This window comes from Oceanobacillus indicireducens (assembly GCF_014647195.1).
In the GTDB taxonomy this organism is placed as follows: domain Bacteria; phylum Bacillota; class Bacilli; order Bacillales; family Amphibacillaceae; genus Oceanobacillus; species Oceanobacillus indicireducens.
The window spans coordinates 42,076-65,156 of the sequence record NZ_BMOS01000019.1 but is presented as its reverse complement, the minus strand read 5'-3'; the positions used below and the strand labels follow the sequence as shown (position 1 = coordinate 65,156).

General features: G+C 40.8%; 23 protein-coding genes. 5 read left to right on the top strand and 18 right to left on the bottom strand.

Annotation, left to right across the window (positions count from 1 at the left end; all coding sequences use genetic code 11):
- Positions 1-134: 134 nt before the first annotated feature.
- The 8 genes from IEX94_RS13015 to IEX94_RS12980 all read right to left on the bottom strand — a co-directional run bounded on the left by IEX94_RS13015 (position 135) and on the right by IEX94_RS12980 (position 5,018).
- Positions 135-584 carry a hypothetical protein gene (locus IEX94_RS13015; protein ID WP_188858037.1) on the bottom strand — a complete coding sequence of 150 codons (450 nt, stop codon included), beginning with the start codon at positions 582-584 and terminating at the stop codon, positions 135-137.
- A gap of 32 nt (positions 585-616) precedes the next feature.
- Positions 617-901, bottom strand: a complete 285-nt coding sequence (locus IEX94_RS13010) for a hypothetical protein (RefSeq protein ID WP_188858036.1) — start codon at positions 899-901, stop codon at positions 617-619.
- Positions 902-938: 37 nt separating this feature from the next.
- A complete protein-coding gene (locus tag IEX94_RS13005) occupies positions 939-1,253 on the bottom strand; it encodes a hypothetical protein (RefSeq protein WP_188858035.1) in 315 nt (104 codons plus the stop codon).
- A gap of 27 nt (positions 1,254-1,280) precedes the next feature.
- Positions 1,281-1,742 carry a regulatory YrvL family protein gene (locus IEX94_RS13000; RefSeq protein WP_188858034.1) on the bottom strand — a complete coding sequence of 154 codons (462 nt, stop codon included), beginning with the start codon at positions 1,740-1,742 and terminating at the stop codon, positions 1,281-1,283.
- A gap of 115 nt (positions 1,743-1,857) precedes the next feature.
- Positions 1,858-2,535 carry a DUF3885 domain-containing protein gene (locus IEX94_RS12995; RefSeq protein ID WP_229782716.1) on the bottom strand — a complete coding sequence of 226 codons (678 nt, stop codon included), beginning with the start codon at positions 2,533-2,535 and terminating at the stop codon, positions 1,858-1,860.
- A gap of 389 nt (positions 2,536-2,924) precedes the next feature.
- Complete coding sequence (gene arsC, locus IEX94_RS12990; RefSeq protein WP_188858032.1) at positions 2,925-3,344, bottom strand: arsenate reductase (thioredoxin); 420 nt, start codon at positions 3,342-3,344, stop codon at positions 2,925-2,927.
- Positions 3,345-3,359: 15 nt separating this feature from the next.
- Entirely contained in the window at positions 3,360-4,661 is a 1,302-nt protein-coding gene (locus tag IEX94_RS12985) for an arsenic transporter (protein ID WP_188858030.1), read from the bottom strand.
- A 12-nt stretch (positions 4,662-4,673) separates the two neighbouring features.
- Entirely contained in the window at positions 4,674-5,018 is a 345-nt protein-coding gene (locus tag IEX94_RS12980; protein ID WP_188858052.1) for an ArsR/SmtB family transcription factor, read from the bottom strand.
- 648 nt (positions 5,019-5,666) lie between these two features.
- Between IEX94_RS12980 and IEX94_RS12970 the strand changes: the two genes are divergently transcribed.
- The 3 genes from IEX94_RS12970 to IEX94_RS12960 are packed head-to-tail and all read left to right on the top strand — an operon-like array spanning position 5,667 to position 7,904.
- Positions 5,667-6,416 carry a methionine ABC transporter ATP-binding protein gene (locus IEX94_RS12970; protein WP_188858050.1) on the top strand — a complete coding sequence of 250 codons (750 nt, stop codon included), beginning with the start codon at positions 5,667-5,669 and terminating at the stop codon, positions 6,414-6,416.
- Between the two features lie 31 nt (positions 6,417-6,447).
- A complete protein-coding gene (locus IEX94_RS12965; RefSeq protein ID WP_188858026.1) occupies positions 6,448-7,071 on the top strand; it encodes a methionine ABC transporter permease in 624 nt (207 codons plus the stop codon).
- Positions 7,072-7,088: 17 nt separating this feature from the next.
- Complete coding sequence (locus tag IEX94_RS12960; protein ID WP_188858024.1) at positions 7,089-7,904, top strand: MetQ/NlpA family ABC transporter substrate-binding protein; 816 nt, start codon at positions 7,089-7,091, stop codon at positions 7,902-7,904.
- A 456-nt stretch (positions 7,905-8,360) separates the two neighbouring features.
- Here IEX94_RS12960 and IEX94_RS12955 read toward each other — a convergent pair whose 3' ends face one another.
- The 8 genes from IEX94_RS12955 to wecB form a co-directional block, all read right to left on the bottom strand.
- A complete protein-coding gene (locus IEX94_RS12955) occupies positions 8,361-8,495 on the bottom strand; it encodes a YvrJ family protein (RefSeq protein WP_188858022.1) in 135 nt (44 codons plus the stop codon).
- Positions 8,496-8,598: 103 nt separating this feature from the next.
- Positions 8,599-8,814, bottom strand: coding sequence for a DUF2922 domain-containing protein (locus tag IEX94_RS12950; protein WP_188858020.1), 216 nt, complete (start codon positions 8,812-8,814; stop codon positions 8,599-8,601).
- Between the two features lie 58 nt (positions 8,815-8,872).
- Positions 8,873-9,097, bottom strand: coding sequence for a DUF1659 domain-containing protein (locus IEX94_RS12945; protein WP_188858018.1), 225 nt, complete (start codon positions 9,095-9,097; stop codon positions 8,873-8,875).
- 834 nt (positions 9,098-9,931) lie between these two features.
- Entirely contained in the window at positions 9,932-10,303 is a 372-nt protein-coding gene (locus tag IEX94_RS12940) for a hypothetical protein (protein WP_188858017.1), read from the bottom strand.
- Positions 10,304-10,654: 351 nt separating this feature from the next.
- Positions 10,655-11,095 carry a type II toxin-antitoxin system VapC family toxin gene (locus tag IEX94_RS12935; RefSeq protein WP_188858016.1) on the bottom strand — a complete coding sequence of 147 codons (441 nt, stop codon included), beginning with the start codon at positions 11,093-11,095 and terminating at the stop codon, positions 10,655-10,657.
- Positions 11,095-11,409: an AbrB/MazE/SpoVT family DNA-binding domain-containing protein gene (locus tag IEX94_RS12930; protein WP_188858015.1), complete on the bottom strand. Its 315-nt coding sequence runs from the start codon at positions 11,407-11,409 to the stop codon at positions 11,095-11,097. The genes IEX94_RS12935 and IEX94_RS12930 overlap by 1 nt, the downstream gene beginning before the upstream one ends.
- Before the next feature lie 279 nt (positions 11,410-11,688).
- A complete protein-coding gene (locus tag IEX94_RS12925) occupies positions 11,689-12,465 on the bottom strand; it encodes a putative hydro-lyase (RefSeq protein WP_188858014.1) in 777 nt (258 codons plus the stop codon).
- 326 nt (positions 12,466-12,791) lie between these two features.
- On the bottom strand, positions 12,792-13,907 hold the full coding sequence (gene wecB, locus IEX94_RS12920; protein WP_188858012.1) for a non-hydrolyzing UDP-N-acetylglucosamine 2-epimerase: 1,116 nt from the start codon (positions 13,905-13,907) through the stop codon (positions 12,792-12,794).
- Positions 13,908-14,143: 236 nt separating this feature from the next.
- Between wecB and IEX94_RS12915 the strand changes: the two genes are divergently transcribed.
- On the top strand, positions 14,144-15,121 hold the full coding sequence (locus IEX94_RS12915) for an LCP family protein (RefSeq protein WP_188858010.1): 978 nt from the start codon (positions 14,144-14,146) through the stop codon (positions 15,119-15,121).
- Between the two features lie 213 nt (positions 15,122-15,334).
- A complete protein-coding gene (locus IEX94_RS12910; protein ID WP_188858008.1) occupies positions 15,335-16,372 on the top strand; it encodes an LCP family protein in 1,038 nt (345 codons plus the stop codon).
- Positions 16,373-16,417: 45 nt separating this feature from the next.
- Here IEX94_RS12910 and IEX94_RS12905 read toward each other — a convergent pair whose 3' ends face one another.
- Together IEX94_RS12905 and IEX94_RS12900 are read right to left on the bottom strand one after the other, a co-directional pair.
- Positions 16,418-18,157 (bottom strand): cell wall-binding repeat-containing protein, encoded by a 1,740-nt coding sequence (locus IEX94_RS12905; protein ID WP_188858005.1) that lies wholly within the window; start codon positions 18,155-18,157, stop codon positions 16,418-16,420.
- Between the two features lie 287 nt (positions 18,158-18,444).
- Positions 18,445-23,064 (bottom strand): cell wall-binding repeat-containing protein, encoded by a 4,620-nt coding sequence (locus tag IEX94_RS12900; protein WP_229782715.1) that lies wholly within the window; start codon positions 23,062-23,064, stop codon positions 18,445-18,447.
- Positions 23,065-23,081 lie beyond the last annotated feature (17 nt).

Here is a 23,081-nt window from a genome sequence, read left to right as displayed (position 1 = left end):
GCTTTCTATTTATTTAGCTGTTGCATTTCATTTTACAATGAAGCAAAAAGTATTGCTTCTCTACTCAGAGAGGGCTTTCTGGAAGTATGAGACGAAAGTAACTGATTTTTCCCGATTGACGCGGGAAAATAACGTTAGAAAGTGATCTCCCAGAACTCCAGGTCTTCCAGGACTAAATCATAAGTATCTTTCATATCAGACCAGCGAATGTGGCGCTTTTTTGAAATGGCGGATTCCTCTTTACCGTTTAAACAAGTGAAATACTCTACAACACCGCTTGCCTGGAGAACTTCTTCTATATAAGCATGCAGAATGCCTAAACACTTCGCTTCCTCCGCCGTCCCTCGTAACTGAAGTTTCAACGGGATGTCGCGAGCATCGGCCGCTACTTGATGCTTGAAGGAAAAGTGCGGACTATAGGAGAATCTCTCTTTTAATCCGGGATCATAATTGTTTTCAAAATGTAAGTGGGCAAAATCCAATTCACTCTTAAAGATATTCGGTTGTTCAGGCGCTAAAGATGACTGTCCAAACGAACCTTTTGGCAGTCTGATAGGTGAAGCGAGATAAATATATTGGGTCATGGCTGTTTTCCTCTCTTGGCTTTTAAGATTTATCATTTTATACCAGCACTCGAGAATATAATTCCAATCATGAATGCTATTATCGTGAAGTTAATGATAGAAAGAATGATTTTATTTTTTAATGATATCGAATCGTAACGTTTAAATAACGTAAACACTAAAAATAATAAATAGCCTAGAATAGGAAGACATATGATGCTCGCTAGGACATCAACCTTAGTAAATGGTGGGCCAAGATGAATGTTGTAAAAATAATTCACGATGATAATCAACCCAAATAATATCGACTCCTGAATAAGAAACTTAACATAATGCAAGTTGCATTGCTCCTCAACCTCATGTTTTTTTATTGCCCTACTTTGCTGATTTATAACGAAAGACAAACAGCGTAATGGCATTTAATAGAATCGTCACGATGAGCAAAACTGTGGCGGCAAAAGCGACCGCCCCAGCTGTATCCATCAGAGCAGCCCAGTCCTCTATTTTCACGAGATGATAATTGTAAAACATCTGGAAACCTAGCGAAACCGCACAAGCACTCAAACTGAGAATGGAAAGCGTAATCCAATTCGTATTATTAGTGCTTCTATATTTCAATAGACTGATGACAGGCAGGATCCAAGCAATCAGTCCAAGTACGAGACTCCCAACATTAAGCAAACCAATCATATGTAATTTCCCCTTCTATTTTTCTTTTCACTCCGCGGTGTTTTTCTTCGTATCTTTATCATCGAAAACAATTTCGAGTGTGGCAATAAACAATGCAATGATAATCTCTGTTTGAAGCGATAGTGTGATACTCCTCATCAGCTCATCCACTGTAAAGATGACAACCCAGTTCGTGATTGCCTCGATAAGGAATCGGATCATGAGCACTTTTGCTTTTCCCGTCATATTCCGGACGGACAATTTAAATATCACGTTGGAAAATATCTCGAATAGAAGGCCGATCACAAGCAAATTAACAACAAAAATAGCTAACGACCAGACCGAATCATACTGGACACCGAGCACTTTAAAAACACCCGCAAGCCCAAAGAAATAAAGTCCAAATATAAAACCTGCGACAAACAGTATGAGAAGTCCTATTCCTACAACGGTTGCGACTTTTTCTTTTTTATTCATATTACGAAATGAATCATCATTGGATTCTGGCATAACTGTATTTCCCCTTTTGTTTTTCTATAACTTCATGCTGTATATATTAAATGGAGTGGTAATCTCGGTTTCACGTGAGGACAGCCGCTCATTCGAGTATTCCCCATTTCCAACTTCATGTAAAGTATTGATCGATTTCTGCCCGATTGCTTTCATCCAACCAATCCGCATATTTTTCATAAATAGGGCGTATCGCTTCTCTATCCCTCGCGATCACCTCACACCCTCGATCATCATACATGTAAAAAATAATATTTCTCGTCGTGTTCATAAAGAATATATCCGGCTCCTCCAAGTTAGATGGATTATGTATGCTTGGCTTCAATGACGGAAAATCCTGATTGCAAATTGCCTTTATTAAAATAGAATACCGGATGTCTTGCTTACGGCATCGTAAAGAAAATTGGCATGTATATTTTTCTTCCTTCTCCTCGTCGTCCTCAAACATATAAGGTAAGGTTGCTTGTGTTAAACGAGAGCGAACATCTTTACTTTTAATATAATGAAGATATATCCCAAGCTTTCTTCTCTTCTTTCTCCTTTCCTTTTTATACCGATAACTATTCGTTACCAATAGTATTTCATCTTCGGCTGAGAATAGGTCGTGAAACAGGGAGATGGCTTGATGATAGACGGTTTGAAAATAAACTGGATTTAGCTCGTCACTCCCCTCTTTGAATGGATAAAGCCCTTTGGCTAGTTCAAGATGAAGACTTGGTTTCCATTCGGAGCTGAGGTTTGGTTTTAGCGTTAGGCCTGGGAAGTTTGTTTGGATATATTTTTTTAATTGCATTATGTATGGTCTCCGTTCTCGTACAATCTGTTTAGCTTTATATGTTAATGCTCTGCTTTTTCATTCGACTTCTAATCTAGTTCCTATATTGCATTTTACCATTCTTTGTTATTTATATTAATTCGTAATACGGAATTGTTTAGCTGAAGGTTTCGGGTTGGAGGTATTTTTTTATAATGCATGAAAACAACCCTTCTCTATTATGAGAAGGGTTGAGAAAAATTTGATTATATTACGTTCGGTTCCTTTTAACTACGCTATCATGTTATGGTCTTATCAATTATTGTACATGAAATCAGTCACAAGAAGGTAGGCCCATATTGCGACAACGAGACATAGTAGATAGGAGAATTTTAAATAGTTTATTCGCCCCTAGAGATGACCTATCTTTACTCCCCAGTTTCTGCAAAACGTTTAATACGCTCTCCTATTTCATCCCGAACACGCTGAAATACGGCCCATTTATCTTCAGACGTTCCCTCCGCCTTTGCTGGATCATCAAATCCCCAATGTTCTCTTTTTACATGTGGCGGTGTCATTGGACAACGGTCAGCTGCATCACCACAAAGGGTCACTGCTAACGTGGCATTATGAAGGAACTCCACATCAATTAATTCTGATTGCTGGTTCGAAATATCTATCCCTACTTCATCCATGGCTTTAACAGCATTGGGATTTAATCCGTGTGCTTCAATACCAGCGCTCTTAACCACCCATTCTTCTCCAAGCAGTTTCTTCGCCCACCCTTCTGCCATCTGACTTCTGCAAGAGTTCCCAGTACATAAGAAATAGATTGTTTTTTTATCCATATCAATGCTCCTTTTTTAAAAAATAATCAATGTTACATATAGACCTAGTAAGGTGATAAACAAGATTGGTATCGTTAAAATAATTCCAGTCCTGAAATAGGTTCCCCAAGAAATTTTGATACCTTTTTGCGATAATACGTGAAGCCAGACTAACGTTGCCAAAGAACCAATCGGCGTAATTTTCGGCCCTAAGTCAGATCCTACAACGTTAGCATAGACAAGTGCTTCTCTTACTACACCAGAAGTATCCGTTTCGGCAATTGCCAACGCATCAATCATCACAGTCGGCATATTATTCATAATCGATGATAAGAAAGCAGCAATGAATCCCATTCCAATTGTCGCAACAAACAAGCCCTTTTCAGCAGTAGCCTCAATCAAGCTTGACAGTGCAGATGTAAGACCGGCATTTCCAAGCCCATATACAACGACATACATTCCGATGGAAAAGAACACAATATCCCATGGTGCTCCCTTTATTGCTTTTTTTGTATCGACAGCAGGACTTTGTTTGCCCATTATAATGAAAAATATAGCAATCGTTCCAGCAATAATGGAGACAGGTACATGGATAAATTCGCTCGTAAAGTAGCCAATTCCTAATAAACCAAGAACATACCATGATAGACGAAACATGTTATCGTCCCTAATTGCTTTTTTAGGTTCATCCAATTTAGAAACATCATACGCCTTTGGGATATTTTTCTTAAAGTAGATGAGCAGTACGGAAATCGTTGCAACTAATGAGAAAAGGTTTGGGATAACCATGCGTGAAGCATATTGAACAAATCCAATACCAAAGAAGTCGGCTGATACGATATTCACTAAATTACTCACAACAAATGGTAAGGAAGTTGTATCTGCAATAAATCCACTTGCCATAATAAAGGGAAAGATCATTTTTTCTTTAAACTGTAAATTTCGTACCATCGCTAGTACAATCGGCGTGAGTATGAGTGCAGCACCATCATTCGCAAATAAGGCGGCAACAAGCGCACCTAATATACTGATATAGACGAACATTTTTATCCCATTTCCCTTTGCAAATCGCGCCATATGTAAAGCAGCCCACTCAAACAATCCTACCTCGTCTAATAGTAAGGATATTAGAATAATAGCCACAAAGGCAAGCGTCGCGTTCCATACGATTTCCGTTACTGCCATTACATCACTAAATCCGACAACTCCTGCTAATAAAGCTACAACTGCCCCGCCCATCGCAGACCAGCCGATGTTTAATCCTCTAGGCTGCCAAATGACCAGAACGAGAGTAGCTATAAATATTAAAAGTGCGAGTATGAGCGTTGCCTGCAACATGATACCTCCCATTTAACAACATGAAATTCTTGTACCTTCTTCTTCCAATTTTTTTATCCGATAATTTTGGTTCGGTAATTGTTTCAAAACGGATTGTATGAAAGCATAATATTCATGGTTGTTATTCATCGAATAAAAAATCCATTGTCCCCGTCGCTCTTCTTCTACAAGCCCCAAATCTTTCAGCTTGCGTAAGTGCTGACTAATCGCCGGCTGACTAATTTGAAAGATTTCTACAAACTCACATACACAACAAGCATGCTCATCCATTAACTTCAACATGGTCAGACGGGTCTCGTCGCCAAGCAGTTTTAAAATAATAGATGCTTTATCTATTTCAATCGTTGTTTGCAAAATAGCTGTTCCTCCTTTTTAGTTGGGTTGATATATAAGTATATAATTATTTACTTATGTAGACAACGAAAAAGTAATTGTTAAGTTATGGGATGTACACGAAAAAACACACTGACATATTGAATGGACAGTTCGATATTCCAAGCTCTGTAGCCGCCTGACCAGGCGTCATTAGATAGTCGGTGTGATAATGGTATGTAATTTCTTTTCCACCTATCTTATAATACCAATCTTCCAAATTGAATTTCAATTCTCCAAACTCAAGGTCTGTGTAGCTTTTTTCCATTTTTCGAAGGGATTGTAACCAATAGCTTAAATCTTTAAAGTTCTTATCAGAAGAGATATACGAGTAATTATAATAGACATGATTAAAGGTTATACTTTTGATTCGGTCTTTAAAAACATTCATCATGTGTATAATCAAGCACATCAAGGACAACAAGAGTCTGTAATATCTATTTTAAGGATAAGGAGGATATGTATGAGGTATTCAAACGCGACAATCAGCCCCCTTAATTGACTATAACAGATTTTTAACCCTTGAATAAGCAAAACATAACTGTTACACTTACCATAGAGATTAAACTATAACAACCTGAAAATGAATACAGAAATATACCGAATGAACTTTAGTCAAGATTGGAGATTTATATGATTACTCTTCACAATGTTACCAAACGATATGGCACGTTTAAAGCGATTCAGTCAATATCATTAAACATTAAGGCTGGTGAAATTCACGGTATTATTGGTGCAAGCGGTGCAGGAAAATCAACGCTGTTACGTATGATGAATCTACTTGAAAAGCCTGATGAAGGCGATGTCATTATTAATAATAAAAAACTCAACCATTTAAAAGGTAAAGAGATTCGTCATATACGTCAGTTGTTAGGCATGATTTTTCAAGGATATCATTTAGTTGGCAATAAAACGGTTTTTGATAATGTCGCTGTGGCATTAGAAATAGCTAAAATAACAAAGAAGGACCGAACAGAACGCGTTATGGAGAGCTTGCGTTTCGTCGGTCTAGAAACATATAAAGATCAATATCCTAGCCAACTTAGTGGTGGACAAAAACAGCGTGTCGCTATTGCACGCGCAATTGTTAATAATCCTAAAGTGTTGTTATGTGACGAACCAACATCAGCACTTGATTCAAAAACGACAACAGAAATACTTGAGGTACTAAAACAAATTAATCAGCAATTTAACGTAACAATCGTTATTGTAAGCCATGAGTTGGAAGTCATTCGAAGCCTTGCTGAGCGAGTGACAGTTATGGCAGATGGTCAAATTTATGATGTAGTAGACATAGAGCCGACAGGTGTAAATAAATTTGAAAAAGGTGCAGCAGCATTTGTCGAACAGCTGAAGTCAGGGGGAGATACCAATCTTTCCTGATATATTAATTAAGTATCAATCTGAGATTTGGATGGCGATTGGCGAATCATCTATTATGGTAGGATTTTCAGTAATAGCAGCATTGTTAGTTGGACTACCCATTGGAACATTTTTATTTTTATGTCGCAAAGGGCAATTGCTTGAGAACAGACTCGTTTTTTCATCATTAAATTTAATCGTGAACATTATTCGATCATTCCCATTTTTATTGCTCGTTATTTTTATGATTCCATTTACTCGTTTTGTTATGGGGACAGCAATTGGCACAGCTGCCGCAACACTTCCAATGATGGTGATCGCAATTGCGCACTACTCACGTCTTGTGGAGCAATCCCTTCTTGACGTACCAAAGGGGGTGATTCATGCAGCTGTTTCAATGGGAGCATCCGTCAAAGATATTATTTTTAAGTTTTTATATGTTGAAGCACGTTCTGCACTCGTTCTAAGTATGACAACATCTACAATTAGTTTTATTTCTTATTCAACAATTATGGGGGTTGTCGGTGGTGGCGGAATTGGAGACTTTGCCATTCGCTATGGTTATTTACAATATCGCACAGATTTAATGATTTATATCATTATCATTATCGTAATATTTGTACAACTGATCCAATATGCAGGAATCACTTTAGCAAGAAAAATAGATAAACGATAGAAAGAAGGGAACAATCTATGAAAAAATCACTTTTCGTAATGATCGCCGCACTTGTAACTTTACTCGTTGCATGTGGTGATAACCAAGATAATAATACAAATGAAGAAAATAACGCACAAACATTAAGAGTTGCAGCTGTAGAGTCACCGATGACAGATGTTGTAGAAATTGCAAAAAAACTTCTCGCTGAAGATGGTATTGAGCTAGAAGTTGTGGAGATGGGCGATTATATTCAGCCAAACGAAGCATTAAAAAATAAAGAGATTGATGCAAACTTTTCACAGCACATACCATTTATGCAACAATTTAATGAAAACGCAGATGGTAACTTAGTTGACGTTCAACCGATTTATTTTGCTAACTTCGGTCTTTATGCAGATGGATATGAAAGTATTGATGAATTACCTGATGACATAACAATTGGTATTGCCAATGATCCATCTAATGTTGATCGCTCTTTACGCTTATTGGATTCACATGGTTTAATTGAGTTAAGTGAGATTGACGGAGAGCAATATGGATTAGAAGATATCATAGATGACTCACACAACTACAGTTTTGAGCAAGCAGAAATTGCTTCGTTATCACGTTTATACAAAGATGTAGATGGTGTCATTATGAATCCAACGCATGCGAGTCATTTAGATTTAACACCGGCTGATGATGCGCTTATCACTGAAAAAGAAGACAATAAATTTGCTATTACATTAGTTGCCCGCGAAGATAACGTAGATTCAGAGTTAATTCAAAAATTATCTGAAGCAATGACAAGTGAAGAAGTACGAGAGTTTTTGGAGGAACGTGAAGGAGAATCAGCAGTTCCGGCATTTTAAAACAGAAAATCCCGACTCTTCCTATCTTTTGAAGGGTACTTGGAAAGCAGGTACAGGTACACCCTTCCGTTAACTAAATTAGAACATACATGATATTTTTTATCACTCGAATGAATTTCATAATTACCAAAGTCAGCTTCACCATCACCATATGTAGTTGGGAACGAACCAACTCAACTACATATGGTGATGGCGAAGCATTAAATACTATTATGAAATTCATTAAATTTAGATAAATTAACTTTTTTATGTCCAAAATATTGACGTAGATCCACTTCTTTATTTGACCACATGGGGAATTCGAATATTAGGAATTGGATTTGAAATAATATAACGTGCAGCCAAGACGGCGCATCAAGCTGTTGCAGCTTGCTAAAAAGTCCAAAAAACCTTATTCCTTCATTTGTCGGAATAAGGTTTTTTTGTTATGCAAGAATAAACTGGAATGATCATCTATTATTTCATCTTATCCGGCAGCTGGTGAATGGAATCGATGAGCAGGTTGAGCTTCCCTTCGATCCGGTAGAGTAAATAAAAAGTCACCGCAATCGGGAAGCCAACTTCCGCGACAAACGAATACCAAGCATCCATTTCTCATCCCTCCTTCTTGAAAGTGATTGATTCATTTTCTTTAATATAGCGCAAGACCCCAATCGTCCAGATGAACAATTGGGGCCCCGCTAGTCTCTAGATTTTAATAAATCTCGATTTCTTCTGTTATCTGTTCAACGACACGAGCGCCTCGTTTCGCAACTAATTCACCGCCACTGGAATTGAACGCGTTCTGGGCAATAACCGTATCCATTGCCTCGTTTACTGCCTCATGGTCGATTGGCTCAACCGGGTCATCCAGTGTATACGTGACGACTTTTCCTTCTTGGTTTTCAAATTGCATTTGTAACCTTTTCATGGTCCCCCTCCTCTCTGTAGTTGATTGGTTCGCTTGGAGCTAGGCTCCGTGTTCGAGCTTAGCCTTCGCGAATCTCGGAGTTGTCACGACGGTTGATCTGCGTGAGCGGGTGCTGCTGCAACCCTTCGAACGCAATCGCGATTTCATATAACTGATCTGCCGTTGCGCTCGTTTTCACGTTGTTAAAGCTCTTATTCTTGTACGTGGAATTACCCGATTCCGGGTCAACCCCTGTCAGAAAAACGAGTTGCAGTGTCGACTGTGTTAAGTCTTGTGCTGCCATGTGCCTCACCTCCCTTTCAACTCTATAATCGAAGGGGGGTGGGGATTGGGGGTGTGAGGGACGAAACTTTTTTGGAAATAGTTTATTCTGTGGGTGGAAAAAATAATCATTCCAGCCAATACCGTTCAGATAGAAGGGAATAACAATGAATAAAGAGGAAGAGAAGGAAATTCCAGTATTGAAATCAATTTTGAGAGGTTTCTCAAATAAAATAAGCGATAGTTCCATTATCAGATCCACCGCTCCGGTATTCAAGATTTCAATCCCATAGGATCCTCACCAATATTGTGATATGCACGAAGAAAATATACTGTAAATGGGCCTTAAAGTCTTGGAGTGACTTGAGTAAATGTAAATAATTATGTATATTTAGACTTGAGGGTATGATACCTTCCATCCCTTTATAGAAGGGAGGGCATAGAAGTATGGAGCAGGTTTTGATTCTGATTACGTCTGTGGTCAACCTGATAATAGCAATCACTAATCTGATTGTCATAGTATTAGACAGACACAAAAGACGTAAAAAGAAAAAGAACTCTAAACGATCGCAACGTTAGAGTTCTAAACACCACGGAGGGGAGTAAAATCTCCTCCTACCCATAATTCTATGTTAATCATACCCTCTTTATTCAAAAAAATCAACATAAAGGATGAAAATTATGGTTACGATTGCATTAATCATTTCACTTGTGGCTCTTGTGGTGTCTGTAATCAATTTAGTAATTGTATCTAAAAATCGAAAGTAACAATGGATGTATAATGAAAAGTACATTAAACTGATTAAAAAAACACATCAAACTGCTGCCAAGGTATGACCACGTTAAAAAATGATTTTCACATAAATAACGGCATATACAAGAAAATTCCCAGCACAATCATGGCAATAAGCAGCACAATACTTTTCCAGCGTTTTCTTTTCCAGAACAAGAGGGAGACGATGATACTCTGCACAAATATGAGCGTTGCCCCGATAATAACCATCCATAAAGAGCCGACTGCGTTTCCTAACATATTGACAACAATCCCAACAGGCATCAGAGCAACAACGATTATGGCTGCAGGACTACCTTTAATTCGGTCTACAATTTCTTTCCGTTCTGATTCAGGATATTGATCGTATTCCACGAGCGCAAACCACCCGGTAAGTATAACGATCGCACCTAGTACCGTAAATGATCCGATGTGAAAAACCTCCCTTAGTTCCATTTTAACCAACTCCTAGTTAAATGAAACGTGAAGGTGGGACATTGGGGTCAGAGCAAGTGTCCCAGTTTGAGGGTCATTGGGGTCAGAGTAACTGTCCCAGTAGAATTGTAATTTGGAGCATTTTATTGTGATCCTGAGCTGCTTCGTGAACACGGGCATCACCCTAGTTTCAACTCAAAAAGACCTCTCAGCACCCTTCACAGCTAGATATCGCCATCACTAAGCACGGACAGGTCTAATGGATAGATTAATTTTATTGTTTACTAAAAATAATCATTGATATAACCATGCTATTCGACTAAATAGCCCTAATTCCGGAAGATATGTTATCGTTCTGACATGATTACCTAATCATTCTTCAAAACTTCCCAACACCTCTTCCGGAGAAAAGACTTCAGCATCCACTTTTCTAAAGTCCTTTACATTAAATGTCATGACTTTTTCAGGTCCCATATGTTTCGCATAAGCAGGTATGTATGCATCTGCAAAATCCACATTCGTGCGGCCGTAATTCTTTAAGGCTTGAATCAGTGGTGTTTTATCTTTACACTCGATTCCTTTGACCGATAAAAATCGCTGGAGACGTTCGGCTATGTCTTGCCGACGAAATCCATATACCTTCCCCTGTAAAACAAATACACACTCCCCTATCACAAAGGGATTAACATGCAAAATGAGTTTTCCTTCTTTCACTTGCTGCATAATCCCTTTAGCAATGGGAGAGAGTTTTGGGTGGTCATTCGTTAAGAAACGAACAATGACATTCGTATCCACCCACATCTCCGTCGCCACTATATATTCCCCTCATTTCTTCTCTTTTCTAACCGCTCTTTTTTCGATGCCTCTAAAATCTCTTCAAAATCACGCTCTTGCTGCTCTTGCACCGGTAAGGAACCATACAAATCCATGATATCTTCTGTCCTCTTCACCGAGACCACGACTTCTCCTTTTTCATTCACCGACCATTCTAATTGATCCCCGTCATGAATTTCCAAATACTCCCGGAATTCTTTAGGTATAACCGTCTGTCCTCGCTCCGAAATCGCTCTGGAAATTACTTCAGCGGGCGGACGCTTGTTTTTAGAATCTCTCTCCAACAACGCCATTGAATTCACCTCTCTTATAACTATAATTCTTACTCATTATTTTATCATACCTTTTATTATAATTCATACCTGCATTTCTATACTTATCTTTTTTGTTCTTTTGATTTTTTCCCTTGTTAGGGATAGCGGGACATTGGGGTCAGAGCAACTGTCCCACTTTAATTATGAACTTCAGCGAATATATTTTGAACTTCGGCAATTCTTTTGTTAACTTCAGTATATCCACTGTGAACGTGAGCACTGCGCCCTAATTTCAACCCAAAATGAACTGTCTGCACCCTAAATCACAGCATGTTCCTCTTCCCTTACATCAGTAATAAACATATGCCCAGGCGCATGTGTAATCATTAGCTCTGGCTTACTCGCCATTACGGCCGCCTGTGGTGTGACCCCGCAACCCCAGAATACAGGAACTTCTCCTTCATGAATCGTAACAGCGTCTCCGAAATCCGGGTTGTTTATATCCGTGATTCCAATTTGTGCGGGATCACCGATATGGACAGGTGCACCGTGAACGGATGGGAATCTTGACGTAATTTGTACTGCCCGAATCGCCTCTTCCGGCTTCATTGGACGCATGCTGACAACCATGGGGCCTTGAAAGATACCGGCAGATTCACACGGAATATTAGTCGTATACATCGAAACATTACGACCTTCCTCTATATAGCGAATCGGAATTCCACTTTCCAACAAAGGTTTTTCAAATGTAAAGCTACAACCAATTAAGAATGATACGAAATCATCCTGCCAGTAAGCTATGATGTCTGTTACTTCCTCCGTTCGTTCTCCATTTTTATAAATGCGATATTTCGGAAGGTCTGTACGTAAGTCCGCAGTTGGTGCTGATTTTTTCGGAACTGGAGATCCAGCATCCGTTACTTCGATTAATGGACAAGTTTTTGGGTTACGCATACAGAAAAGCAGAAAGTCATAAGCATACTTTTTCGGTAAAATAACGAGGTTCGTCTGCGTATATCCTGGGACTTGGCCTGTCGTCTGTCTATCCCATCCTCCTGTTCTGATCTTTTTTCTTAAGTTTTCCACCGCTTTCATTCTCGATCATCTCCTTTTATTGGCATGAATATCGAGCACGTTGTAACTTCCCCATAATGTCCTCCCTGGTGAGACAGTTTTTTTAAATGAGTTAGATTATCTTCTTACCATATGATGCATTAATCCATGTAAAATTAGCTCAAAAAGGCCTGTCCGTTCCTTCTCAACCCCAGGTATGGTTGATAATGGTGCTGACAGGCCTTCTTGACGCTTATCTATTATTTATTTTTCTGTGTAGAAATTAGGATGAGAAAGTGGGACAGCTGCTCTGACCCCAATGTCCCAGTCCAAGAATGCGGGACAGTTGCTCTGACCCCAATGTCCCGCTACTTTTTAAAGTGGGCGGTAATTGCGTCTGCAATGCGGCGGGAGGCTTCTCCGTCACCGTACGGGTTTGAGGCTTTAGCCATTTTCTCATGTGCTGCTTCATCTGATAACAATTCGTTCGCCAATTGGAAGATATTTTCTTCTTCTGTTCCAGCTAATTTCAATGTTCCTGCTTCGATTCCTTCTGGGCGCTCTGTTGTATCGCGTAATACAAGAACTGGTACTCCGAGTGATGGTGCTTCTTCTTGCACCCCTCCTGAGTCGGTTAAGATTAAGTATGAACGAGCTGCGAAGTTATGGAAATCGACAACATCAAGTGGCTCGATTAATTGGATGCGGTCGTCATTTCCAAGAATTTCGTTTGCTGTTTCTTGAACGACTGGGTTCAAGTGTACCGGGTAGACAACATGAATATCATCATGGGTCTCAACCAGACGCTTGATGGCACGGAACATTTGGTGCATGTTCTCACCTAGGTTTTCCCGGCGGTGTGCAGTCATCAATACTAGACGACGGTCACCAATCTCATCCAAGATCGGGTGGGAATAATTTTCATCAACGGTTGTTTTCAATGCGTCAATCGCTGTGTTCCCTGTAACAGAAATCGCATCTTCTGGTTTATTTTCATTGAGTAGGTTCTGCTTTGATTTTTCTGTCGGTGAGAAATGCAGATCAGCCATGACACCTGTTAACTGACGGTTCATTTCTTCCGGGTACGGGGAGTATTTATCCCATGTACGGAGGCCCGCTTCAACGTGTCCAACTGCAATCTGGTTATAGAATGCAGCAAGTCCAGCTACGAATGTTGTGCTCGTGTCACCATGAACGAGTACGATATCCGGCTGTGTCTTCTTCATCACTTCATCTAATCCTTCCAACGCACGTGTCGTGATTTGTGCGAGGGATTGTTGTTTCTTCATAATGTTTAAGTCGAAATCTGGTGTGATTCCGAAAATTTCTAGTACTTGGTCCAGCATTTCCCGGTGCTGAGCGGTCACGGTTACAATCGCTTCAAATTCTTCTGGACGTTTTTTAAGTTCTAGTACGAGGGGGGCCATCTTGATTGCTTCCGGCCTCGTACCGAAAATCGTCATTACTCGTATTGGTTTCGTCATTATATGTCACTCCAATTATTATCTTTTCTTGTATATAGTATTATTACTCTTTACAACAAATCAATCATACCTTAAACATAAGAAGAAACTCAACACTTTCGAGAAAGTTTCCAGATCCAGCCTCGGATGAAAAGCGAAAAAATCATGCATAATAATAGAAGAAATCCGATTTTAGACTATGACAGTAGGCTGATTCGCGTTAAACTAGAAGAAGAATGTCAAAAGGGGTCAAAACATTGAGCAGAAAAAAGAAAATCATCATTACGTTACTTGTAATTGTCGGCCTCGCATTTACCGCCATAGTCGGTTATGCAGCTTATTTATATAATGAAGCAAATAATCTTGTCTCCGATGCTCACGAGGATATTGGGCGAGAGAATGAAAAATCTACCCTCAGAACGAAAGATGTCGATCCAGTCGATGATCATGTATCGATTCTGTTCATCGGGGTCGATAGCGGTGAGGAAATAGAGAATAACAAGAGCCGGTCGGATGCGCTCCTGCTTGCGACGTTCAATAAAGATTCGAACACCGTGAAGCTCCTTAGTATCCCGCGGGATTCGTATGTTTATATCCCGGAGGTCGGCTATTCCACCAAAATTAACCATGCCCATGCGTTCGGCGGGGCCCGGGCAACGGTGGAAACAGTCGAGGAATTTTTAAATGTTCCGGTTGATTATTATGTCCGGGTGAATTTCAATGCCTTTGTTGATCTTGTGGAAGCGATTGACGGAATTTGGTATAACGTGCCTTATGAAATCTCAGAACCGAACTCAGGGAACAAACGGGATTCGATTCACCTCTATCCAGGTTATCAGCATTTGGATGGTGAAGAGACACTGGCGCTAGCACGTACACGGAAACATGACAGTGATCTTCAGCGCGGCAGAAGGCAACAGGAAATCCTTATGACAATTGCCGATGAAGTGCTATCTACCTCTTCCCTATTGAAGCTCGATGACGTAATGACAGCAGTTGGAAAAAATATGAGTACAAACCTGAAAATGCCGGAAATTCGCGGATTTTTCTCCTACGCGTTAGATGGTGATATTAAGGTCGACACATTAAATCTAGACGGCATTGGCGATTACATGGATGACGGCGTCTGGTACTTCCAAGTCGATGAAGAAAGTAGACAGGAAATCCAAGAAATGCTGCGAAGACATCTTGATCTGGAGCCATTTGTCGAAGAAACGTTCCAATCTCCATATTAATACAATTTTATTACACTTTTTCTATGAAACTAAGAAATTTGTATCCATATTGTAACCTTTTATAGGTTTATTTCGTCTATAATAGAGAGTGGTTTGCAAGTAAATATAAACGAGTCTATTGAAAGAAGTGGGCGTATTACCAAAAATTAAGATTGCAATGTTCCGAGAATGAATTTATAATAATGAGGATAACCATTAAAAGGAGTATAAACCATGGGGAAACGAGTAGTCAGAAGAAAAAAGAAAAAAGTCAGACGTTTACGTGTATTTCTTTTCATCGTTTTGCTGTTGTTTCTAGGAATTGTTGGTTTCGGTGGATATCTGGCAGTACAAACGATGCAAGCTGCTAGTGAATCCTATGATGACCTTGGGAGAGAGAAATCGGAGCTGCGTGAAGAAGCGGTTTCGATTAGTAATGATCCCGTTTCCATTTTATTAATGGGTATCGAGGATTATCAGTCGGAAGGAGATTTAGGCCGGACCGATACATTAATCGTAGCAACGTTCAATCCAAATGATGAGAAGCTGAAACTCGTCAGTATTCCGCGTGACACAATGGTGGAAATCGTTGGCCGTGGCTATGAAGATAAGATCAACCATGCCCACGCATTCGGCGGGAAGACAATGACGATTGATACCGTTGAGAACTTCCTAGGCATCCCGATTGATTACTATGCAACAGTAAACTTTGACGCTTTTAAAAATATAATAGATATTCTTGGCGGAATCACGGTCGATGTACCGTTTGATTTCCAGCAAAATAGTGATGACCGTAAAGCAGAGAAACTTCAATTCTATGAAGGAGAAATGCAGCTGGATGGTAGATATGCCCTTGCTTATGCACGTATGCGATATGAAGACCCACGTGGCGATATCGGCAGAAACGAACGTCAGCAAGAAGTGATCGAATCGATTATCGATAAAGCTCTATCCGTAGGTACGATTACAAAAGTCGATGATCTTGTACAAGAGATTGGTAACAATGTAGAAACGAACCTTAAAATTGGGGAAGGACTCGGCTTTGCCAAACAATATGCCGGCTTTAGTACGAGCAATATTGAAAAGCTAAATGTCAAAACGTACCCAACCAAGATTAATGGGGTAAGTTACCAGATTCCAGATGAAGATTCATTATATGAGATTCAGGCGGAGTTGAAGGATCACTTGGAGATTGCATCACGTGAAGATCAAGATGAACAAGTAGAAGAGCCAGTTAATAGTAGTTATGAGCAAGTATCTGGTTATGAATAAAAATGTAAAAGAGAGTCAGATGATATTTCATCCGACTCTCTTTTTTTAATTGATATATTCTGCGAGTTTTCGCTGTACACCTGGTGCGACACTTGCTGGTCCACCGATAATCGTGACATCTTCAATCTTATGATCTTTCAATACTTCACGAACTTGCCAAGGTACTCCTTTATTTACGAGTAGAACCCCAGTTTTATTTTTCGCAGCTAAGGCCGCACTGGAGAGCGCATCTGGGTAATCCGTTCCAGTTGCGATATAATATTCTTTCGTATTCAAATTAAAATGTCTTGCTACTGCTGCGGTTGTTGCATAACGGGTATTCCCGTCGATTCGTGTTGGTTTTGGCAGCTTGTTTAGGACTTCTTTCGATACAGCCCCTTTACCACCAACGACAATCGTCTCGGAATAGTTTGCGAGAGCTTGTTCCGTTTTTGCCGGCAAGCGCTCTGACTGTGTAAGTAGGATCGGCATGCCAAGTTGACCGGCATAGCCTGCAACAGATAGAGCATCTGGGAAGTTATAGCCATTTACAATAACTGCTTTTTTCCCGCCGATTTCCTTTGCGATTGCGGTTGCTGTTTCAATTCGGGTTGAACCGCTAATTCGTTTTACAGTGACGCCAAGTTTCTTCAGTTCGTTTTCGACTGTTTTATCCAGGGCACTTTCCCCACCAAGGATATAAACCGTTTTGGCATTGAGACGATTAATTTCGTCTTTCGTCACTTTTGTTAATTTATTCGATTGGCTTAAGAGTAATGGTGCGTCATGCTTTGCAGCGAGCGGAACGCCTGCTAGTGCGTCGGCATATTCATCACCGCGAGCTAGAACGACAGTATTCGAGCGATCCCAACCAGTCTGGCTTACTTTTGCTGCAGTTTTATATCTGCTGCTGCCAGAGATTCTCTTAACATCTAGCTCATCGTATTTCTGTGTAACAAGTTGTGTAAATTCCTGCCAACTATAACCCCACTTCTCAAAATACTTATGTGGGTCAGGCGAGCTTGTTCCCCCGAGATGATTCGACACGGCCAAGTGTGACCAAAGCGTCCCTTTCCCGCTTAATTCAGCGCTTGTCACTCCTAAATCATAGTTTTTCAGAAGTGTTGCGATATAGTAGGCATAGTTATTGATCGACTTTGCGAAGTCATCAAAATTGCGTAAGTTGGTTAATTCCACATGGATGAAGCGCTGGTTCCCATATCGTCCTGCTCCCCATGCTCCGTAGTCTGGTGGATGGATTTCAATAATCCGGTTATGGTCGACAAAGGCATGAACAAATGCGTTTTTATAATTCCGTTCCATAAAAGCAATTTCGTTTTCAATCTTGTCGTTGTTCGGGTTCCCTGTATCGTGGGCGACAACCCCCTCTGGTCTACCTACACCATAACGATAAGGAAAACGAGGAAATTGTTGCTTGTGCTGATATTCGATTTGGGCATGCTCCATATTCGCGATATAGCTATTGACGTCAGGATACGTGCTTTGCAGCTTGCCTTTGGTTCCCTCTGGTTCATAATCTTCATCAATTTCTCCGTGCGGCTCTTCGAATTCACCGGCCCGCCAGCCTTCTGGTATGTACTGCAATTCTTCTTCCGGGAGTTCACTGATGTCTTCTCCGTAGATGATGGTGCCTTTCTTAATGCCGTGTGCGTTGTACACTTCCTCCCGAGTCTCTTCTTCCCCTTCTTCTGTTGCACCTGTTTCCGCTTGGACAGCGAAAGGTGCAGGAATTAACAACATCAGGATGAGTGCATAAACAGCGAGCAGATGTAGCTTCTTCTTCATAGTTCCCTCCTATTATTTTACCTTAAAGTTTTCCACCAACTAAGACCCATGCATTAATGCTTATTTATTTCATTCATTATACGCTTTCTAGTTCGATAGATTGGCAGTTTAAGTCTATCATACCAAAAATAAACAGAATTTGTTAGTTATAATGGATACTTTTGGTGGGAGACTGGGGTCAGAGCATTTGTCCCACTGGGACAAATGCTCTGACCCCAGTCTCCCGTCCCACAAAAAATCTTCTCCAGCTTTTTAGGGCCGGAGAAGATTTGGATTGCGTTCATGGATTAGTCGATAAGACGTTTTAATTCATTAAAGATGTCGTCGCTTACTGCGGATTGACCTCCGACGATTGTAAGGATTTCGAGATCTTTGTCTGTGATGAAGTCTTCCATGTAATCATGGACGTATTTTCCTACTAGAATTACTCCAGTATCGTCTTTTGCTGCAATTGCTGCTGCTGCAAGTGCGTCAGGGAACTCCATTCCAGTAGTGACGTAATATTCTTTTGTATCCAAGTCAAAGTGTTTCGCGATTTCAACCGATGTGGCAAATCGGTCCGCGCCAGATACACGGTTAGCTTTCGGTACTTGTTTCAGTACATTGTCATTGATTGCTGTCTTACCACCGATGACAAGCGTTTCAGTTGCTTTCAAGTCATATAAGGCGGCTTGCGTAGCTTCTGGAAGTCTTGCATCCTGAGTTAAGAGGATTGGCATTCCTTCTTCAGCTGCGTATGCTGCAATGGAAACAGCATCTGGGAAGTTATAGCCGTTCACAAGGACTACTTCGTCCACTGCTTCACCGTCTGTCACAATCGTTGCAATTTCTGCAGCTGTCTTATCACGGGAATCTCCGGATACCCGGATTACTTCAATTCCTTGTGCTTTTAGTTCACTTTCGACTTTTTTATCGATCGCTCCGACACCGCCTAGTAAGTAAACAGTGGATGCGCCGAGGCGTTCGATTTCCTCTTTCGTTACAGGTGTATAACGATCTGTTTGTGTTAATAGTAACGGTGCATCGAATTTATGGGCAAGTGGTACACCTGCAAGGGCATCAGCAAAGTCATCCCCACGTGCAAGGACAACAGTATCCGCGGAATCCCAGCCATCTTTACTCAATTCAACTGCAGTCTTGTAACGAGAATCTCCGTAAAGACGGGATACCGCTTCATCGTCTGCTGATGTTGCACGGTAGATCTTCACTTTTTCCACCGTTTCGTTCCCGGCAAGGTCGACGGCTTTCACTGCAAACGTATTCTGACCAGGCTCTAAAGAAACTTCAACGCTTTCTGTCTTATCAATCGCTACCATATCATAGCCAGTCTCTTCATAGTAGGCAATTTCACTGTCCTCTAAGTAGAGACGAAGACCTTCTGCGTTATCTTTTACATTGATATCTATTTCAACAGAGGTAACATCATGCTTCACATGTCCTGGTGCCGTAACGTTAATTACTGCAGGAGTTGTGTCGACATAGAATGTTCTACTGTTGGATAAGGAAGCTTCATTACCGAATTCATCCTTCGCGTAGACTTTAAGCTTGTTCGCACCATCTTCAAACTCTTGAACCGTATCGAAGCTGTAAACTCCTTTGGATTCCTTCGTTAATTCGACATCCTTACCAGAAATCGTAAATTCAACAATCTCTGATTTATCTTCCACTGTACCGGCAATACGGATTTCGTTTGTGTTGAACGCTTCAAATGTTTCTGGCGTTTCCACATAGATATTTGGAATATCCTCGTCTGTTCCAGTTGAAACATCGACTGCTGTTTCATTACCAGCGTAGTCTACCGCTACAAATGTTACCCGGTTGTCTTTCGATAGTTTATCAAATGTATACTCACTCACGTCAGCCGCGATTGTGTCTACTACATCACCATCGACAATGACTTCGATATGGGAGACACCAGACAATTCATCTGCTGCATGTAGTGTCGCACGGTCATCTTTAAGTGTTGCGGTTAATGTTGGGGCAACCGTATCAACTTTTACAGGTACTTGTACTACTTGTGCATCTTTACCTTCATAATCAATCGTCGCAGCGATTTCGATTATATATTCCCCATCCGCAACTACCTTGTTTTTCACTGTTCCATCCCATGCTGCTTGCGGGTTCAGGTAGAAGGCTGGTCCTCTTCCGCCATCATAGTAATTCTTGGTGATATTTTTATCTGTGAGTATTGTCCGCAGCTTATTACCATCACTATCAAGGACACGATATTCAATAGATTTTGCATTACGTAAGAAAGATAGAACTGGAATAATTTCATCATGTGAGTTATCACCATTTGGTGAGATTGCTAGATTTTCCACGGAGCCTTCATCAGTCGTTGGATCGATTCCTAGATAATTGTAAGAACCATTGTTATCATCATAGACGAATCCAGCTTGCTCATAGAAGGAATCCTTTCCGTCATATACAAACTCATCTAAAATCGGAGCTGCATTCCAATCTCCATTAAATCCAACGAATGGAACGGATAGCTCTGGATATGCTTCGTTTGCAAATGTGACAAAACCTTCAACGAAATATCCGTTAGGGAAAATTTCGTTAGGGGCCACGTAGTCTACGTCACCATCATCTGTAACTGTTAATGCTTTTGCGTTACTTAGATCCACATCGACATTAACTTGAATCATGCCGTTTGCGGGAATACTCACGGACGTATTTCCCTTATTGATGGTAACATCGGCATCTACAATTTCAACTGCCTCAAGTTCATCAAGCGCACCTGTATAATGGGCATTTCCAAGTAAACCGAAGATCTGGAGGTCTGTTTGCAAGTTCGCACTCACGTCATAAGAAACAGCCTGATTGCTCGTGTTTCTTGCTACTAGTGTAAAGCTGAACTCATTATCGACTTCTTTCAGTGCAACTTTAGCTTCCCCAGTATTCTTTTCAGTTACAACAACAGGTGTACTCGCCGCTGCGTGCAGCTGCATGATTCCAGCACCTTGTCTTCTAGGTGAATACGGTATTTCACCGTCTCCGAAGTCCTCATTGAATTCACCTTTGTCACTTACTGGTTTCGCAGTATTCATTAAAATATTCTTCGCCATTTGTACGCGTTCTGCACCTTCTAAATCAAACAGCTCGTCCACACGCTCTAAGATCAGCGCGGAACCACCAGCTACGTGTGGTGCTGCCATCGACGTACCGCTCATCGTGCCATACTCATCGTTTTCAAGTGTCGATAAGATATTGCCGCCTGGTGCTGTTATTTCCGGCTTAAAGTCCAAGTTCGGTGTCAGCCCCCAAGATGTAAAATCTGACATGGAATCCGCAAGTTCATTCACTACTGTCTTTGTTTCTTCATTAAAGGAAATCGTAACGTTTTCCCCGGCATCGAGTGCCGCTTTTAACTCTTCCCCATCTGTTTTCGCCATAAATAGTTGCGGAATCGTAATTTTCGGGTCAGACTGCATGCTCACCCAGCCGTCTGAGTGGTTATAGACGATGACACCTTCTGCACCTGCGTCCTGGGCATTGAAGGCGGTTTCAGCAAAGGCATTCCCACGGACTGCAAAGGCAAATTTACCTGTCAAATCTTTTCCTGCAAAGCCTTCTTCGTCACCAATCCCTACATACTCGATTTCAAATGTACCCTCGAGATCATTCGGATGGACTGAGCTTGCAGATAAGTATGGCGCGAGTCCTTCTTTATCACCATAATTAAAGTTTAGTGCATCCATATCCATATGGCTGTTTTCTAAAGCCGCTACTTGTAAGGATTCATACGTTAAACCAGGTGCACCAACTACTCCAATATCCGGGTTCGATACATATGGATTGAAGAACCCATTACCAAGGTGTGCAGAGTTACCTGCAGAGATAGAGAAAAGAATTCCATTTTCGACTGCATTTCTAATAGCATCTTGTTCTGGGTTTTCCGGGTCAACAAAAGAAGCGACAGAGCCAAGGCTCATGTTGATGACATCTGCGCCAAGAACGAGTGCATCATCAATCGCTTTAATGTAAATGTCACCCCAAGTAGAGCCCATATTCGGATCATTTCCGAATACTTTCATCGTTAAAAGCTGGGCTTCTGGTGCAACCCCTTTCAATCCACCATTATCTTCGTCCCCATTCGCTAAAACCGTACCGGATACGTGCATTCCATGCATGGAAGCACCGGCACCCTTGTCCTGGATGACATCATTTTCATCCATATAGTTATAGCCGTATGGGACCTTCTCATTGAAATATCTACCAGGTAAGTCATGTTTTGAAATATACTCTTTCACCTGGGATTCGGATAGTGCTGCTTCCGTATCGTCTGAAAGAATAAAGTCACGGTGATTCGGGTCTGCTCCGGAGTCGATTACTCCAACAATCATCCCTTCCCCGTCATAACCATACTCATCCCATGTCTTCTGTGCTTCGACGATCTCTTTACTATACTTCATCTCCGGTTCCGCTTCAGGGCGTTTATATTCTGTACTGATTGTTACTTTTTTAACACCGGATACCTTTTCGATTTTTTCGATATCTTTAAATGTCACAATCCCACTAAACCCGTTGAATACGGTCGCAAAGGATTGTTTGTAATCTACTCCGACTTTCTCTTTGTTCAATGTCTGTTTCACTTTGTCTTGTTTTGCTATGTTTTTAGATTGTAAATCTACCTTCTCTGATTCTGACAGATCACTGAACTTCTTTCCCTTAGCAGTTGCTGCGAGAATTGCAGGGTCCCCATCAACTTCGACAATAACGCGTACTTCATCATCTGGACTGAACTGTTCTTGAAGCTCGTCCTTGCTGATTTTGTCTGCCCGTTCGAGTTCTTTTGTGATCTCTTTCGTAGTGATGCTAGAAGGTGTAGCCGCTACAAATGTGATGTTCGAAAAGACTAATAGAAATGCGGCAAATAATATAAGACTTTTCTTCAACTTCCTCAACTAAAAACCTCCCCTTT

Coding starts and splice junctions, on each gene's coding strand:
- IEX94_RS12970 (WP_188858050.1), top strand. CDS start 5,667: ATGATTACTCTTCACAATGTTACCAAACGATATGGCACGTTTAAAGCG.
- IEX94_RS12985 (WP_188858030.1), bottom strand. CDS start 4,661: ATGTTGCAGGCAACGCTCATACTCGCACTTTTAATATTTATAGCTACT.
- IEX94_RS13000 (WP_188858034.1), bottom strand. CDS start 1,742: ATGCCAGAATCCAATGATGATTCATTTCGTAATATGAATAAAAAAGAA.
- wecB (WP_188858012.1), bottom strand. CDS start 13,907: ATGACGAAACCAATACGAGTAATGACGATTTTCGGTACGAGGCCGGAA.
- IEX94_RS12905 (WP_188858005.1), bottom strand. CDS start 18,157: ATGAAGAAGAAGCTACATCTGCTCGCTGTTTATGCACTCATCCTGATG.
- IEX94_RS12925 (WP_188858014.1), bottom strand. CDS start 12,465: ATGAAAGCGGTGGAAAACTTAAGAAAAAAGATCAGAACAGGAGGATGG.
- IEX94_RS12965 (WP_188858026.1), top strand. CDS start 6,448: ATGGCGATTGGCGAATCATCTATTATGGTAGGATTTTCAGTAATAGCA.
- IEX94_RS12960 (WP_188858024.1), top strand. CDS start 7,089: ATGAAAAAATCACTTTTCGTAATGATCGCCGCACTTGTAACTTTACTC.
- IEX94_RS12910 (WP_188858008.1), top strand. CDS start 15,335: ATGGGGAAACGAGTAGTCAGAAGAAAAAAGAAAAAAGTCAGACGTTTA.
- IEX94_RS13005 (WP_188858035.1), bottom strand. CDS start 1,253: ATGATTGGTTTGCTTAATGTTGGGAGTCTCGTACTTGGACTGATTGCT.
- arsC (WP_188858032.1), bottom strand. CDS start 3,344: ATGGATAAAAAAACAATCTATTTCTTATGTACTGGGAACTCTTGCAGA.
- IEX94_RS12930 (WP_188858015.1), bottom strand. CDS start 11,409: ATGGCGTTGTTGGAGAGAGATTCTAAAAACAAGCGTCCGCCCGCTGAA.
- IEX94_RS12950 (WP_188858020.1), bottom strand. CDS start 8,814: ATGAAAAGGTTACAAATGCAATTTGAAAACCAAGAAGGAAAAGTCGTC.
- IEX94_RS12995 (WP_229782716.1), bottom strand. CDS start 2,535: ATGCAATTAAAAAAATATATCCAAACAAACTTCCCAGGCCTAACGCTA.
- IEX94_RS12940 (WP_188858017.1), bottom strand. CDS start 10,303: ATGGAACTAAGGGAGGTTTTTCACATCGGATCATTTACGGTACTAGGT.
- IEX94_RS12945 (WP_188858018.1), bottom strand. CDS start 9,097: ATGGCAGCACAAGACTTAACACAGTCGACACTGCAACTCGTTTTTCTG.
- IEX94_RS12955 (WP_188858022.1), bottom strand. CDS start 8,495: ATGGATGCTTGGTATTCGTTTGTCGCGGAAGTTGGCTTCCCGATTGCG.
- IEX94_RS13015 (WP_188858037.1), bottom strand. CDS start 584: ATGACCCAATATATTTATCTCGCTTCACCTATCAGACTGCCAAAAGGT.